18 protein-coding genes and 1 pseudogene are annotated in these 14,170 nt (G+C 73.9%); 2 read left to right on the forward strand and 17 right to left on the reverse strand.

Annotation, left to right across the window (positions count from 1 at the left end; genetic code table 11):
- Together AB0J68_RS12710 and AB0J68_RS12715 are read right to left on the reverse strand one after the other, a co-directional pair.
- Window positions 1-365, reverse strand: a 365-nt coding sequence (locus AB0J68_RS12710) for a GNAT family N-acetyltransferase (protein ID WP_363938320.1), incomplete at its 3' end; no start/stop codon positions are given.
- 11 nt (window positions 366-376) lie between these two features.
- On the reverse strand, window positions 377-1,594 hold the full coding sequence (locus AB0J68_RS12715; RefSeq protein ID WP_363938323.1) for a helix-turn-helix transcriptional regulator: 1,218 nt from the start codon (window positions 1,592-1,594) through the stop codon (window positions 377-379).
- A gap of 175 nt (window positions 1,595-1,769) precedes the next feature.
- Between AB0J68_RS12715 and AB0J68_RS12720 the strand changes: the two genes are divergently transcribed.
- On the forward strand, window positions 1,770-2,207 hold the full coding sequence (locus AB0J68_RS12720) for a hypothetical protein (RefSeq protein ID WP_363938326.1): 438 nt from the start codon (window positions 1,770-1,772) through the stop codon (window positions 2,205-2,207).
- On the opposite strand, the gene hisF is transcribed toward AB0J68_RS12720, so the two are convergent.
- The 12 genes from hisF to hisD all read right to left on the reverse strand — a co-directional run bounded on the left by hisF (window position 2,204) and on the right by hisD (window position 10,405).
- On the reverse strand, window positions 2,204-2,971 hold the full coding sequence (hisF, locus tag AB0J68_RS12725; RefSeq protein WP_363938329.1) for an imidazole glycerol phosphate synthase subunit HisF: 768 nt from the start codon (window positions 2,969-2,971) through the stop codon (window positions 2,204-2,206). The genes AB0J68_RS12720 and hisF overlap by 4 nt on opposite strands.
- A gap of 76 nt (window positions 2,972-3,047) precedes the next feature.
- Complete coding sequence (locus tag AB0J68_RS12730) at window positions 3,048-4,046, reverse strand: NADP-dependent oxidoreductase (protein ID WP_363938330.1); 999 nt, start codon at window positions 4,044-4,046, stop codon at window positions 3,048-3,050.
- A 46-nt stretch (window positions 4,047-4,092) separates the two neighbouring features.
- Window positions 4,093-4,524 carry an organic hydroperoxide resistance protein gene (locus AB0J68_RS12735; protein ID WP_355134855.1) on the reverse strand — a complete coding sequence of 144 codons (432 nt, stop codon included), beginning with the start codon at window positions 4,522-4,524 and terminating at the stop codon, window positions 4,093-4,095.
- A 5-nt stretch (window positions 4,525-4,529) separates the two neighbouring features.
- Window positions 4,530-4,976 (reverse strand): MarR family transcriptional regulator, encoded by a 447-nt coding sequence (locus AB0J68_RS12740; RefSeq protein ID WP_355067215.1) that lies wholly within the window; start codon window positions 4,974-4,976, stop codon window positions 4,530-4,532.
- Window positions 4,977-5,054: 78 nt separating this feature from the next.
- Window positions 5,055-5,444, reverse strand: a complete 390-nt coding sequence (locus AB0J68_RS12745) for a RidA family protein (protein WP_354856154.1) — start codon at window positions 5,442-5,444, stop codon at window positions 5,055-5,057.
- Entirely contained in the window at window positions 5,441-6,166 is a 726-nt protein-coding gene (gene priA, locus AB0J68_RS12750; RefSeq protein WP_234588027.1) for a bifunctional 1-(5-phosphoribosyl)-5-((5-phosphoribosylamino)methylideneamino)imidazole-4-carboxamide isomerase/phosphoribosylanthranilate isomerase PriA, read from the reverse strand. The genes AB0J68_RS12745 and priA overlap by 4 nt, the downstream gene beginning before the upstream one ends.
- A 14-nt stretch (window positions 6,167-6,180) precedes the next feature.
- The gene (locus tag AB0J68_RS12755; RefSeq protein ID WP_354856152.1) at window positions 6,181-6,504 is read right to left on the reverse strand and encodes a hypothetical protein; all 324 of its coding nucleotides are present in this window, start codon (window positions 6,502-6,504) and stop codon (window positions 6,181-6,183) included.
- A gap of 39 nt (window positions 6,505-6,543) precedes the next feature.
- A complete protein-coding gene (gene hisH, locus AB0J68_RS12760) occupies window positions 6,544-7,179 on the reverse strand; it encodes an imidazole glycerol phosphate synthase subunit HisH (protein WP_354856151.1) in 636 nt (211 codons plus the stop codon).
- The gene (locus AB0J68_RS12765; RefSeq protein WP_354856150.1) at window positions 7,176-7,349 is read right to left on the reverse strand and encodes a hypothetical protein; all 174 of its coding nucleotides are present in this window, start codon (window positions 7,347-7,349) and stop codon (window positions 7,176-7,178) included. Before AB0J68_RS12765 ends, hisH begins: the two co-directional genes overlap by 4 nt.
- A complete protein-coding gene (gene hisB / locus AB0J68_RS12770) occupies window positions 7,349-7,960 on the reverse strand; it encodes an imidazoleglycerol-phosphate dehydratase HisB (protein ID WP_203175963.1) in 612 nt (203 codons plus the stop codon). Before hisB ends, AB0J68_RS12765 begins: the two co-directional genes overlap by 1 nt.
- A gap of 37 nt (window positions 7,961-7,997) precedes the next feature.
- Window positions 7,998-9,086 (reverse strand): histidinol-phosphate transaminase, encoded by a 1,089-nt coding sequence (locus tag AB0J68_RS12775; RefSeq protein ID WP_355134857.1) that lies wholly within the window; start codon window positions 9,084-9,086, stop codon window positions 7,998-8,000.
- On the reverse strand, window positions 9,083-10,405 hold the full coding sequence (gene hisD, locus AB0J68_RS12780) for a histidinol dehydrogenase (protein WP_363938335.1): 1,323 nt from the start codon (window positions 10,403-10,405) through the stop codon (window positions 9,083-9,085). The genes AB0J68_RS12775 and hisD overlap by 4 nt, the downstream gene beginning before the upstream one ends.
- Before the next feature lie 106 nt (window positions 10,406-10,511).
- On the opposite strand from hisD, the gene AB0J68_RS12785 reads away from it, so the two are divergent.
- Complete coding sequence (locus AB0J68_RS12785; protein WP_354856147.1) at window positions 10,512-11,216, forward strand: LON peptidase substrate-binding domain-containing protein; 705 nt, start codon at window positions 10,512-10,514, stop codon at window positions 11,214-11,216.
- Here the strand turns inward: AB0J68_RS12785 and AB0J68_RS12790 are convergent.
- The 3 genes and pseudogenes from AB0J68_RS12790 to AB0J68_RS12800 all read right to left on the reverse strand — a co-directional run.
- Window positions 11,131-11,853: a DUF2567 domain-containing protein gene (locus AB0J68_RS12790; RefSeq protein ID WP_363938341.1), complete on the reverse strand. Its 723-nt coding sequence runs from the start codon at window positions 11,851-11,853 to the stop codon at window positions 11,131-11,133. The genes AB0J68_RS12785 and AB0J68_RS12790 overlap by 86 nt on opposite strands.
- A 173-nt stretch (window positions 11,854-12,026) precedes the next feature.
- Window positions 12,027-13,733 (reverse strand): AAA family ATPase, encoded by a 1,707-nt coding sequence (locus AB0J68_RS12795; RefSeq protein ID WP_363938338.1) that lies wholly within the window; start codon window positions 13,731-13,733, stop codon window positions 12,027-12,029.
- Between the two features lie 95 nt (window positions 13,734-13,828).
- A pseudogene (locus tag AB0J68_RS12800) lies at window positions 13,829-14,170 on the reverse strand (hypothetical protein); the annotation flags it as partial.

The following is a 14,170-nucleotide window of genomic DNA, read 5'->3' on the forward strand; positions in this document are numbered from 1 at the left end:
CGGCGGATGAGCTCCGCACCGATGCCCGCACCGCGCCGGTCGGGATGCACGACCCACTCCATCACCGCGAACTTGTCGGCGGTCCGGAGGTCGGCGAAAGGCTTGGTGTCGGCGCGCATCCACCAACGGCCGGCGGGCATCGTCCACCCGTACGCCGCACCCACCAGCACACCCACCTCCTCGGCGACCACGAGGGTGAATCCTGGGCGTCGCGACTCGTCGGGCAACCCGTCGGCGAACGCGGCAACCTGCTCCGGCCCCTCGGCGTAGGGCGGCTCGGCGTAGACGACCGCGTACAGGCGGGCCAGCGCCGGAAACACGGCCGCGGCCGACTCGGCGGTGTGCACGGTGTACGTCACCGGCATAGCGGATGAGCCTAGGCCCGAACCCGGTCGGCGAGATCGGCGAACGCGGGCCGCGACCGCTCCACTGTGGGTACGGCAGCCGTGACCTGGGCGGCCACCGACCGCAGCAGGTGGTTGTGCAGCTCGACCGGCAGCGCGTCGAGGGTGTCGGCGGCGTACCGCAACCCGTCGGGAACATGCCCGCCCCGGATCAGCCGGGCAGCCTGATGCAGTTGCACCTGCGCACGTAACCGCGCCTGCGACGCCGGGTACAGGTCGAGGGCCCGCTCCTGCGCGGCCTCCGCGTCGACCAGACGGCCACCGTGCGTGTACACCCACGATTCGGTGTGGTGAAGCCGATGCTCCGGCCACCCCCACAACGACTCCACGTCGTCCACGATCGCGGCTGGTAGCTGCTGGGCAAGGTCGGCGAGTTGCCGCACCGTCGCCACCGCCTCCGCATGCCGCCCGGCCAACGACAGGGCTTGGGACCGGCCGGCGAGCAACCCGCACGCCGCCGACGTAGCCCGCCGCCCCAGTAGAGGCAGTGCCTCGTCCGACAGGGCGACGACCGCCGACGGTTGGCGTCCGTCGTAGCAGCCGTTCACCACATTCCACGCCCGCACCAACACCCGGGTGTCGGTGTCCCCGGATTCGTCGGCAACCCGATGGGCGGTCCGCCACCAGCGGCGACCTAGCACGGTCTGCCCCGACGCGACAAGGCTCAACGCGACGATGACGGACAGGCGGGAGGCAGCTCGCAGAAGACCAGGCCGGCGCGTACCAGTGTCGGCGGCGAGTTGGTGTTGCAGCACGGTCAGGTCGGCACCCAGTTGGGCCATCAGCGCGGGACGGGCCTGCCGGTAGTAGCTGTGGCCGTAGTCGGCCACGATCTGCTCCCACTCGTCGTGGTCGGGCGTCACCGCGTCGCCGAGGCCGTGGCGGAGGGCTTCCAACCCGGCCAGGGGCGCGACGGCGGGGGCGGCAGCCAAGGCGGTCATGGCGCGCAGCATGGTGCGTCTGTGCATGTCGGTGGCGCCGGCACGGTCGGTCCGGTACGCCTCGACGAGCGCGCCGTCAGCGCCCAAGGCCCGATCGCAGGCCGTGGCCAGCGCATTGGTGGCACGGCGTCCACCACGCTCCACCTGGGCGATGTGGCTGTACTGGAAGTGGATGAGCGAACCGAGCTGCCGCAGGGACAGCCCGGCGCTCTCGCGATGCCGTCTGAGTAGCTGCCCGAAGGTGTCCATTCCCGACCCCCAGCGTGTGCAGGAGCGTGTGCACACCGCTCACGCCTGCCGTAGGCCCAGCTTATCGGCCACGCTCGACGTGTCAGCCCATCTGGCACAGCAGCTTCCGGCGGGGTCGACGGGAACTGTGGCTGCCGTTCCCGGTGATGTCCACCCTTTGCCCTCGGAGCCGAGCATGACCGACAGCCTTCAGGTGCCTGCGGGCACCCTGCTGCACCTGCTGGCGTGGGAGATCAGCCCGAACCCGACCAACCGCGACGAACTGGTGTGGGCGGTGGTCGTGGACCAGCAGCCGGTCGGCGGACTTGGTGCGGATGCGGGGGCACACGTGTGCTGGCCCCGTACCGGACTGCGCCGGCGGGTGGTGCTTCGAGGCGCAGGTGTCGGTCGCTGCGATCCGCGCGAACCTGGATGGAGCCCGGTGAGTGCGCCAAGCCCGGAGCAACTGGCCAGATGGTGGCGGGTTCTGGCCGAGCATGAGCAGCGACACGGGCGATGCCCGATCTGCGGCACCCGCGCCCGGTGCTGGGTATGGGCGGGAGCGTTCGCGAATCTGATCACGCACGACGCGTACTACCTGGGCGCGGCGCGGACGACGGCCCGGCGTGGCTAGCGCACGGGGTGACCGCTGCGGCGCAGGGCGTCCTTGACGTCGCCCACCGTCAGCTCACCGAAGTGGAAGACGCTGGCGGCGAGGACCGCGTCGGCGCCGGCCCCGATCGCTGGCGGGAAGTGCGCCACCTCGCCGGCCCCACCGCTGGCCACGACCGGCACGTCCACCACGGCCCGGACCGCGCCGATCAGCTCCAGGTCGAAGCCCGCCTTGGTGCCGTCGGCGTCCATCGAGTTGAGCAGGATCTCCCCCGCGCCCAGCTCGGCCACCTGCCGCGCCCAGCGCACCGCGTCGAGGCCGGTGCCGCGCCGGCCACCGTGGGTGGTGACCTCGAACCCGCTGGGCGTCACCCCGGCCGGGGCACGGCGTACGTCGAGGGAGAGCACGAGCACCTGCCGGCCGAACCGATCGGCGATCTCGGCGATCAGCTCCGGCCGCGCGATGGCGGCGGTGTTCACACCGACCTTGTCCGCACCCGCGCGCAGCAGCGTGTCGACGTCGCCGACCTGTCGGACCCCACCCCCGACCGTCAGCGGGATGAAGACCGACTCGGCGGTGCGGCGCACCACGTCGAGCATGGTGCCCCGGTCGTTGGAGGACGCGGTGACGTCGAGGAAGGTCAGCTCGTCGGCGCCGGCCCGGTCGTACGCGGCGGCCAGCTCCACCGGGTCGCCGGCGTCCCGCAGGTCGAGGAAGTTGACCCCCTTGACCACGCGCCCGGCGTCCACGTCGAGACAGGGGATCACGCGCACCGCCACCGTCATGCCGCCAGCCTATCCTCCGCGCATGGCACGACGGCCGACCCGACCGGGCCGACCGCCGTGCGCCACGTGCGGGTGCTCACACCCGGACGAGCATCTTGCCCAGGTTCTCGCCGCGCAGCAGGCCGAGGAACGCCGCCGGGGCGTTCTCGATGCCGTCGACGACCGTCTCGTCGTAGGAGAGTTTGCCCTCGCGCAGCCAGCCCGCGACGTCGCGGACGAACGCGTCCCGCAGGTGGTTGTGGTCGCGGACCAGGAAGCCGCGCAGCGTCAGCCGCTTGCCGATGACCAGCGACAGGTTGCGGGGCGCGGCGGGCGGCTCGGTGTCGTTGTACTGGGCGATCATGCCGCAGATGGCGGCCCGGCCGTGCAGGTTCATGGCCGAGATCGCCGCCTCCAGGTGGTCTCCGCCGACGTTGTCGAAGTAGACGTCGACGCCGTCCGGGGCGGCCGCCCGCAGCGAGTCGCGGACCGGCCCGTCGTGGTAGTCGAACGCGGCGTCGAAGCCCAGCGCCCGCAGCCGCTCGACCTTGGCGGCCGAGCCGGCGCTGCCGATGACCCGGCCGGCGCCCTTGAGCTTGGCGATCTGGCCCACCAGGCTGCCGACCGAGCCGGCCGCGGCCGAGACGAAGACCGTCTCGCCGGGCTTCATCGCGGCGACCTCCAGCAGACCGGCGTACGCGGTCAGGCCGGTCATGCCGAGCACGCTCAGGTACGCGCTGGCCGGGGCGACGCTCGGGTCGACCCTGCGCCCGGCGGTGGCGTCGAGCAGCGCGTACTCCCGCCAGCCCAACCCGTGCAGCACGGTGTCGCCGACCGCGATGTCGGCCGACTCGCTGGCCACCACCTCGCCGATCGCGGCCCCGTCGAGCGGGGCGTCGAGGGCGAACGGCGGCACGTACGACTTGACGTCGTTCATCCGTCCCCGCATGTACGGGTCGACGGACATGAACTGGTTGCGGACCACGATCTGGCCCGGTCCGGGCCTCGGGACGTCGGTCTCGACGAGCCGGAAGGTGTCCTCGGTGGGCCAGCCCTCAGGGCGGCTGGCCAGGTGGATCTCACGGTTGCTGGTCATCGGGTGGTCGTCCTCTCGTCCGCGGGTGGGGTCCGGGTCCGCGACATCAGGCGGCCAGGGTCTCGCGGACAGTCAACGCGACCTCGATGTTGCCACGGGTCGCGTTGGAGTACGGGCAGACCTGGTGGGCCTGCTCGACGAGCTGCTCGGCGGCGTCGCGGGCGACGGCGGGCAGGTCGACGACGAGCCGCACGGTGAGCCCGAAGCCACCGCTGCCGTTCGGGCCGATGCCGACCTCGGCGGCGACCACGGAGCCGGTCACGTCGGCCTTGGCGCGGCGGGCCACCACGCGCAGGGCGCTGTGGAAGCAGGCCGCGTAGCCGGCGGCGAAGAGCTGCTCGGGGTTGGCGGCGCCACCCGCGCCACCCATCTCCTTCGGCACCGCCAGGTCGAACGCGAGGGTGCCGTCGGAGGTCTCGACGTGGCCGTCCCGGCCATCGCCGGTGGCGGTCGCGGACGCGGTGTAGAGAACCTGCATGAGAGTCACTGCTCCTTCTGTCGGTGGATGGTGTCGGTGACCCGGGTGAGGGTGTCGCGCAGCGCGACAAGCTCGGCGATGCCCAGCCCGGTGGCCTGCGCGATCCGCAGCGGGACGTCGCAGAGCTGCTCCCGCAGCGCCCGGCCCTGCTCGGTGAGGCCCACCTCGACCCGCCGCTCGTCGCGCGCCGACCGCCGCCGCACCACCAGGCCCGCCCCCTCCAGCCGCTTGAGCAGCGGGGAGAGCGTGCCGGAGTCCAGCCGCAGCTCGGCGCCCAGCTCGGACACCGTCGGCGCGTCGTCGGGGCGTTCCCAGAGCACCAGCAGCACCAGGTACTGCGGATAGGTCAGCCCGAACTCGTCGAGGATCGGCCGGTACACGTCGGTGAGGGCGCGCGACGCGGCGTAGAGCGCGAAGCACACCTGCCGGCGCAGCACCAGATCATCGGTCACCCGTGAACCGTAGCCCGCAATTAAGTTGTGCACAACCGATTAGGCCGGAGCGCGGCCGTGACGAGGGCCACCGGCACCTCAGCGGTCGCCGACGTACGCCTCCAACTCCACCTCGACCAGATGCTCCGGGTCGAGCAGACCCGCCACCACCACCAGCGTCGCCACCGGGCGGACCGCCCCGAAGACCGCATTGTGCGCCCGGCCCACCTCGTCGGCGTGCAGCCGGTCGGTCACGTACATCCGGGTCCGGACGACGTCACCCGGCTGCACGCCCACCTCGGCGAGCGCCGCCAACCCGATCCGCAACGCCTGCGCCGTCTGCGCGGCGGCGTCCCCGACGTGCGCCACCCGACCGTCGACCGTGGCCGTACAGCCAGCCGTCCAGGCCAGGTCACCGGCCCGGACCACCCGGGAATAGCCGTAGCTCTGCTCCCACGGCCCTCCCGAGCCCAGCCGGGTGACCGTCACGCCTCGGCCAACGTGCGCAGCGCCTCGGCCACCGTGAACGCGCCCGCGTACAGCGCCTTGCCGGCGATCACGCCCTCCACGCCCAGCGGCTCCAGCGTGGCCAGCGCCCGCAGGTCGTCCAGCGTGGACACGCCACCCGAGGCGATCACCGGCCGGTCGGTACGCGCGCACACCTCGCGCAGCAGATCCAGGTTCGGGCCGCGCATGGTGCCGTCCTTGGTGATGTCGGTGACCACGTACCGCGTGGCGCCCGCCTTGTCCAGGCGCTCCAGCACCTCGTACAGGTCACCGCCGTCACGGGTCCAACCCCGCGCGGACAGGGTCTGACCGCGTACGTCCAGCCCGATGGCGACCCGGTCGCCGTACTCCCCGACGACCCGGTCGCACCACACCGGGTCCTCCAGCGCGGCGGTGCCGATGTTCACCCGGCTCGCCCCGGTGCCCAGCGCCGCGCGCAGCGACTCGTCGTCACGGATGCCGCCGGACAACTCCACCTGCACGTCCAACTGCCGCACCACCTCGGCGAGCAGGTGCGCGTTGGTGCCCCGGCCGAACGCCGCGTCCAGATCGACCAGGTGGATCCACTCCGCGCCGTCGCGCTGCCACGCCAGCGCCGCGTCCAACGGGTCGCCGTAGACGCTCTCGCTGCCGGCGGCGCCCTGCACGAGCCGGACAGCCCGGCCGTCGGCGACATCCACGGCGGGTAACAGGGTGAGACTCAACGTCTTCTCCTCGATCAGGTACGACGGTCCAGAGCGATCACCACGATCGCCGGGAGTACGAGCAGCAACAGCACGATCAGCGCGACACGCAACGCCAGATCGTCGACGAACGTCCAGATCAGAATCATCGCCGCCCCGGTGAGCAGCACGATCGCCGCCCGCTCACCCCGCGTGTGCCGAGCCAGCCGGCCCGTGCGGCCCCGGCGCAACTGCGGCGTCAACCGGCGGACGACCGCGCGGCGGCGCTGCCGACGCGCCACCCGGCGCTGCCGGGCCGCCCGCTCCCGCGCCAGGTCAGCCTCACGTTCGGCCCGCCGACGAGCCCGCTCCCGGCTCACCGCGACGCCCGCCCGCCGGACGCCGGGCGGTGCCGGCGCTCAGTCACCGGCGGGCAGGGTGGCGAGCCAGTTGCGCAGCAACGCGGCACCGGTGTCGGCGGACTTCTCCGGGTGGAACTGCGCCGCCGACAGCGGCCCACGCTCCACCGCGGCCACGAAGTCGGTGTCGTGGTGGGCCGTGGTCACCACGGCCCCCGCGGCCGCCAACGCCGCCGGGTCACCCATCGCGTACGAGTGCACGAAGTAGAACCGGCTCTGCGTCGGCAACCCGGCGAACAGCACCGACCCGCGGGGCGCGCGAACCGTGTTCCAGCCCATGTGCGGCAGGCGGTGCGCGGCCAACCGGGTCACCCCGCCGGGCAGCAACCCGAGGCCCTTCGTCACCACCCCGTGCTCCTCGCCGTGCTCGAAGAGCACCTGCATGCCCACGCAGATGCCGAGCACCGGGCGGCCCGCGGCCACCCGCTCCGCGATCACCGGCCCGGCGCCGAGCGCCTCGATACCCGCCATGCACGCCGCGTAGGCGCCCACACCCGGCACCACCAGACCGTCCGCGGCGGCCGCCGCGGCGAGGTCGTCGGTCACCCGGACGGACGCGCCCGCCGCGGCCAGCGCCCGCTCCGCCGAGCGCAGGTTGCCCGAGCCGTAGTCGAGCACCACCACGTCGGCGGTCACGACCCCGACTCCGGGATCAGCCGGAGCACCCCGGCGGCCGTGGCGAGCAGCGCGAGCAGCGCGGTGATCACCACGGCGCCCCTCGGCGCACCCTGCCGGTGCAGCGACCACGCGCCGCCCACCAGCACCCCGGCCAGGATCAGCAGCAACGTCGGCAACGCGGCCCCCATTAGAGCGCGCCCTTCGTGCTCGGGATCGCGCCGGCCGCCCGCGGGTCGATAGCGGTGGCCTCGCGCAGCGCCCGGGAGACCGCCTTGAACTGGGCCTCCACCACGTGGTGCGCGTCCGGGTGCCCACCCGGACGGGCTGCCCGCAGCACGTCGACGTGCAGGGTGATCCGGGCCGCCTGGCCGAACGACTCCCAGATGTGCCGGGTCATGCTGGTCGGATACACCGGCCCGATGTACGGGGCCAGCACCGGCTCGTCGTGCACCACGTACGGCCGGCCGGACAGGTCCACCGCGGCCCGGACCAGCACCTCGTCCATCGGGACGGTCGCCGAGCCGTACCGCCGGATGCCGGCCTTGTCGCCCAGCGCCTGGTCGAACGCGGCGCCCAGCGCGAGCGCGGTGTCCTCCATCGTGTGGTGGGCGTCGATCTCCAGGTCGCCCACGGTGCGCACGGTCAGGTCGTAGCCGCCGTGGCGGGCGATCTGGTTCAGCATGTGGTCGTAGAAGCCCACGCCGGTGCTGATCTCGGCGGCGCCGGTGCCGTCGAGGTCGATCTCGACGAGGACCTTGGTCTCCTTGGTGATCCGCTCCACCCGGGCGGTCCGGCTCATTGCATACCTTTCGGTCGCGACTGCGGGGCTCGCAAGCTCACTCCTCGCGCTCCCATCGCACAGTCTCCATTGCAGCTAGGAAGGCGTCGGTCTCGGCGGGGGTGCCGGCGGTCACCCGCAGCCAGCCGGGCAGGCCGACGTCGCGGACCAGCACACCCTGCGCCAGCAGGGCCTGCCAGGCGGCGGCCTGGTCGCCGCCGGACTCGAACAGCACGAAGTTGGCGTCGCTGTCGGCCACCCGCAGGCCGCGTTCGCGCAGCGTCGCGACGATCCGGTCCCGCTGGACCATGATCGCGCTCACCGTACCCAGCAGGGCGTCGCGGTGGGCCAGCGCCGCGCGGGCGGCGGCCTGGGTCAGCGCGGACAGGTGGTACGGCAGACGGACCAGCTGCACCGCCCGCACCACCGCCGGGTCGGCGGCCAGGTAGCCCAGCCGGCCACCGGCGAAGCCGAACGCCTTGCTCATCGTGCGGGTGACCACGAGCCGCGGGTGGCCGGGCAGCACCGCGAGGGCGCTGACCGTGCCCGGCCGGGCGAACTCGGCGTACGCCTCGTCGACGACCACCATGCCGGGCGCGACGTCGAGCACCGCGGCGACCACCGCCGGGTCCAGCGCGGTGCCGGTGGGGTTGTTCGGCGAGCAGAGGAAGACCACGTCGGGCCGGTGCTCGCGGACCTGGGCCACCGCCTCGTCGGCCGTCAGCCCGAAGTCGACGCCGCGCTCAGCGGGCACCCACCGGGTGCCGGTGCCGAGGGCCAGCAGCGGGTGCATCGAGTACGCCGGCACGAAACCCATCGCGGTGCGCCCCGGCCCACCGAACGCCTGCAACAACTGCTGCTGGATCTCGTTCGAGCCGTTGGCCGCCCAGACGTGCTCGACGGTCAGGCCGTGCCCGAGATATTCGGCCAGGTCGGCGCGCAGCGCCACCGCGTCCCGGTCCGGATAGCGGTTCAGGTCGCGCAACTCGGCCGCGAGCGCCTTGCCGATCGCGTCGACGACCGGCTCCGGCACCGGGTAGGAGTTCTCGTTGGTGTTGAGCCGCACCGCCACGTCGAGCTGCGGCGCCCCGTACGGCGACAGCCCGCGCAGGTCGTCGCGGATCGGCAGATCATCGAGCGAGGTCACGCCACCCCTTTCGGGAAGCGGGCCTGCACGGCCTGGCCGTGCGCCGGCAGGTCCTCCACGTTGGCCAGGGTGACCACGTGTGGGGCCACCTCGCGCAGCGCGGCCTCGGTGTACTCGATCAGGTGCACGCCGCGCAGGAACGACTGCACCGACAGCCCGGACGAGTGCCGGGCGCAGCCGCCGGTGGGCAGCACGTGGTTGGAGCCGGCGCAGTAGTCGCCGAGCGACACCGGCGACCAGGCGCCCACGAAGATCGCTCCGGCGTTGCGCACCCGCAGCGCCCACTCCCGGGCGTCGACCGTCTGGATCTCCAGGTGCTCGGCCGCGTACGCGTCGACCACCCGCAGCCCCGCCTCAAGGTCGTCGACCAGGACCACGCCGCTCTGCTCGCCGGTCAGCGCCGTGGTCACCCGCTCGGCGTGCTTGGTGGCGGGCACCTGCCGGGCCAGCTCCCGCTCGACCGCCTCGACGAGCGCCACCGACGGGGTGACCAGCACGCTCGCCGCGAGCGGGTCGTGCTCGGCCTGACTGATCAGGTCGGCGGCGACGTGCGCCGGGTCGGCGCTGTCGTCGGCCAGGATCGCGATCTCGGTCGGGCCGGCCTCGGCGTCGATGCCGACGACACCCCGCAGCAGCCGCTTGGCGGCGGTCACCCAGATGTTGCCCGGGCCGGTGACCAGGTCGACGGGCTCGCACCGCAGCGCGCCCGCCGGGTCGACGGCGGACCCGTACGCCAGCATCGCCACCGCCTGGGCGCCGCCCACGGCGTAGACCTCGTCGACGCCGAGCAGCGCGCACGCGGCAAGCACCCGGGGGTCGGGCAGGCCGCCGTTGTCCTTCTGCGGCGGGCTGACCACCACCAGGGAGCGCACTCCGGCCGCCTGGGCCGGCACCACGTTCATCACCACTGTCGACGGGTACATCGCCAGGCCGCCGGGGACGTAGAGGCCCACCCGGTCGACCGGCAGCCACCGCTCGGTGACCGTGCCGCCGGGCACCACCCGGGTCGTGTGGTCGGTGCGCCGCTGGTCGTCGTGCACCCTGCGGGCCCGGGCGATCGACTCCAGCAGCGCGGCACGCACGGCCGGGTCGAGCACACCCTCGGCCTCGCCGATCGCCTCCACCGGCACCCGCAGCACCTCCGGTGAGATGCCGTCGAACCGCTCACTGGCCTCCCGGATCGCCGGGTACCCATGCTCCCGGACCGCCTCGACGAGCGGCTTGATCCGCTCGACGGCCACCGACACGTCGAGCTGGGCACGGGGCAGCAGGCGGCGCGGGTCCACGAGACCGTCGCGCAGGTCGATCCGATTCAGCACCCTTGCGAGTCTAGGCGGCCCGCCCGGAGCTCACCCCAGTCGCCCGCTCGGCGGGACGGTGAGCCGGGCCACGCCGCCGCGGACGCGATTGGTTAGGCTCGACCACGTGACCGCACGGCTGCCGGTGTTCCCGCTCGCAACGGTGCTCTTTCCCGGGTTGGTGCTGCCGCTGCACATCTTCGAGGAGCGCTACCGGGCCCTGGTCCGGCACCTTGTCGACCTGCCCGAGGGCGCATCCCGCGAGTTCGGGGTGGTGGCCATCCAGGCCGGCTGGGAGGTCGCGCCCGCCGGGCCCGGCACCCGCGCGAGCACCGGTGTCGGCGACGTCACCCTGCACGAGGTGGGCTGCACCGCCGAGCTGCGCCAGGTCACCGAGCTGGCCGACGGCGGCTTCGACATCGTCACGGTCGGCCGCCGTCGCTTCCGGATCGCCGACGTCGACGACACGTCCGCGCCCTACCTGACGGCTGCGGTGGAATGGCTGCCCGAGGCCACCGGGCCGGACGAGGTGGCCGACCTGCTGGCCGCCCGGGTGATCGCCGTGTTCCGGCAGTACCTGGGGCTGATCCGCCCCGACCCGGAGGAGATCTCCGAGCAACTGCCGGAGGACCCGACGGTGCTCTCCCACCTGGTCGCGGCCACCGCCGCGCTGACCGTCGACGACCGGCAACGGCTGCTCGCGATCGACGACACCGCCGCCCGGCTCCGCGCCGAGCTGCGACTGCTCAACCGCGAGGCGGCTCTGCTGCGCCAGGTGCGGGCGGTTCCGGTGCCGCTGTCGGAGCTGGCGTCCCCGCCGACACCCAACTGAGGGCCGTCGGGTCCGGCTCCGGCCGCAGACCCGGCCAGCGCGACCAGCCGGCCAGCAGGGTGTACGTGACGGCGGCGCCGAACGCGGGCAGCAGCAGGTTGCCGTGCGGCACCGGCAACACGCCGAAGAGCCAGTCGATTCCGCCGGCGCGCAGGTCGGCGGGTTTGGTGAACGCCTGCCCGGCCGGGGCGGTGTCCAGCAGCCGGTCGAAGGTCGCCAGCCCGACCCGACGCCCCACCTGCCAGGCCACCGGGGCGGCGGCCAGCGTGCCCAGCACCACGCCGAGCAGCCCGACCGGGCCGCGCTGCCGGCGCAGCAGGAACCACAGGGCCAGCGCCGCGAGCACCCCGAAGGCCAGCCCGAGCAGGCTGAACCAGCCGTCCGCGGCGATCGGCTGCTCCGGCTGGGGCTCGGCGTAGATCGCGCCCTCGGCGGTCTTGAGCACCGGGGTGTCCGGCGCGAGCACGGCCCAGAGCAGCCCGAGCCCCCCGCCCAGCACGGCCAGGGCGAGCACGACGCCGAGCACCGTCGCCACCGTCCGCAGCGGCCGGCGCGGCTCGTCGAGGGTCAGCGCCAGCTCGCTCCGGTACGCCGTCGAGGCGGGACCCTCACCGGGGCCGAACCCGGGCGGCGGCACGGCTGGTGGCGGCACGGCCGACTCGCTTCCCGTGGGCGCCGCACCCGACGGTGGGGGTGCGGCGGGCCGGTCGGCGTCGTCGACGTGCCGCTCAGGGTCGGGGTTGTCCGGGCTCACCCGATGATCCTCTCAGGCCCCGAGACGGGCCGGGGCGCCGGTGGCGGCGAACCCGCTCACCGGGCGAACGGCTCCGCCATGGCCGCGGCGGCGCGCAGCCACGCCTGCCGGGTCTCCGGCTGGAGCTGGTGGTACTCGATCGACGAGCCGGTCTCCAACGCCGGGTCGTACGGCACGACGGCCACCGCGCGGGTACGCGTGGCGAAGTGCCGCTCCAGGTCGTCCTGCAGGGGCGAGCGGCCAGGGGTGGGGCAGGAGATGAGGGTGACCGCGTTGTCGGCCAGCTCGCCCATGCCCTCCTCGTGCAGCAGGTCGAGCATCCAGTCGGCGCTGAACGCCGCGTCCTCACGGGGCACGGTGGTCACCACCAGTTGGTCGGCGGCCTGCATCACGGTGCGCCAGTTGGCGCTCTCCACGTTGTTGCCCGTGTCCACGCAGACCACGTCATGCGTACGGCGCAGCAGCTCGAGCACCCGCTTGACGGTGAACTGGTCGAGCCGCTGGGCGAAGCGCGGGCTCTCCTCGCCGGCCAGCACGTCGTACGAGCCGTCGGAGGCGTGCCGCAGGTAGTCGTCCAGCCGCTCCAGCAGGGTCGCGCCCTCCAGGATCTCGATCTGGGCCAGGTCACCGATCAGGTGCCGGATGGTGCGCGCGTGGCGGGCACTGCCGGCGCGTAGCCCCAGGGTGCCGCGCAGCTCGTTGTCGTCCCAGGCCAGCACGCCCCGCCCCCGGACGCTGCCGATGGTGGCGGCGGCGAGCACCGTGGCGGTGGTCTTGTGCACCCCGCCCTTGGGGTTGGCGAACGCGAACACGCGGGGTGTGCCCAGATCGCGGCGGAGCACGCCGGTGGCGCGTTCCAGCTCCTGGTCGCCGCCCTGCGGCCGCCACTCGATTCGGGCGGGGTAGCCGCGCTCGGCGATGGCCGAGCCCGGTGGCGGGGTGACCGGCACGGCGGGCGGCGGAGTGACCGGCGGCGCGACCGGTGGGGCGGGCGGCGGCGCGACCGGTGGTGGCGCGACCGCCGGGACCGGCGGGGTCACCGGCGGCGCGGCGCTCGGGTAGCCGGTCTCCGGCTGGTAACCGGTTTCCAGCAGCGCGTAGCGGGACTCCCCCGCCGGGTTGCCCGGCCGGTAGCCGTTGTCCAGGAGGGCGTAGCGCGACTCGGGCTCGGCCCGGCGCGGCGGCGGCTCGGGCTCGGCCTGGTAGCCCGGGTCGGCGCGGTACGTCGGCTCGGCCCGGTGACCCGGGTCGGCACGGTACGTCGGCTCGGCCCGGTAACCGGGGTCAGCCCGGTACGTCGGCTCGGCGCGGTAGTCCGGCTCGGCCCGGTACGCGGGCTCCGCCCGATAGTCCGGCTCCGCCCGGTACGCAGGCTCGGCACGGTAGTCCGGCTCCGCCCGGTACGCGGGCTCCGCCCGATAGTCCGGCTCCGCCCGGTACGCGGGCTCGGCACGGTAGTCCGGCTCGGCCCGGTACCCCGGCTCGGCCCGGTAGGCGGGATCGACCCGGTAGGTCGCCTCGGCACGGTAACCGGGCTCCTGGCCGTACGACAGATCGGCCGGATGCCCGATGGCCGACGCCCGCCCCGCGTAGCCGTTGGGGGCCGCACGCCGCGGCAGTGGGTCCGGCGGCGCCTCGTCGGCCCGGCGCTCGGGCTCGGGCTGCTCAGCGGCCCGACCGCCCAGCCGGGCGCGGTCCAGCAATGCCCGCCACCTCGGCGCTGGTTCGGCCGGCCGGCCCCAGCCGGTCTCACTGCCCTCCACGGCCCGCCCTCCCAGCACCATCGATCTCTGTCTGACAGGCTACGAACCAAACCCTATTCGGACCACACCTGAGCACGCACACCACCCGGCGCAGATCACGACGGGGAGGGCGTCAGCAGCCCCTCGTCGATCGCGTCCGGGGAGGTGGCGACACCCGGCGGGGCCGCCTCGGTGGGTTCGGCCGAGGGCGACGCGGGTGACGGAATCGTTACGAGCGGTGCGGGTTCCGACGATTCGCCCATCGGCACCGGCGGTCTCGGCGTGCTCGACGTCGGCCCGCCACTCGCCAGCGGCGTCGGCTCCGGGCTCGGCCCGGTGTCGGCCGGCGGGCGGACCACGTCGCGCTGCTCGGGCAGCGGCGGCGTGAAGACCGTACGGTCGAGTCGGTACACCTCGGGCGCCGGATCGACGGCCCGCACGTCCGGGCGGGCGGCCAC

It is taken from the genome of Micromonospora sp. NPDC049580 (genome assembly GCF_040675595.1).
Lineage (GTDB): Bacteria > Actinomycetota > Actinomycetes > Mycobacteriales > Micromonosporaceae > Micromonospora.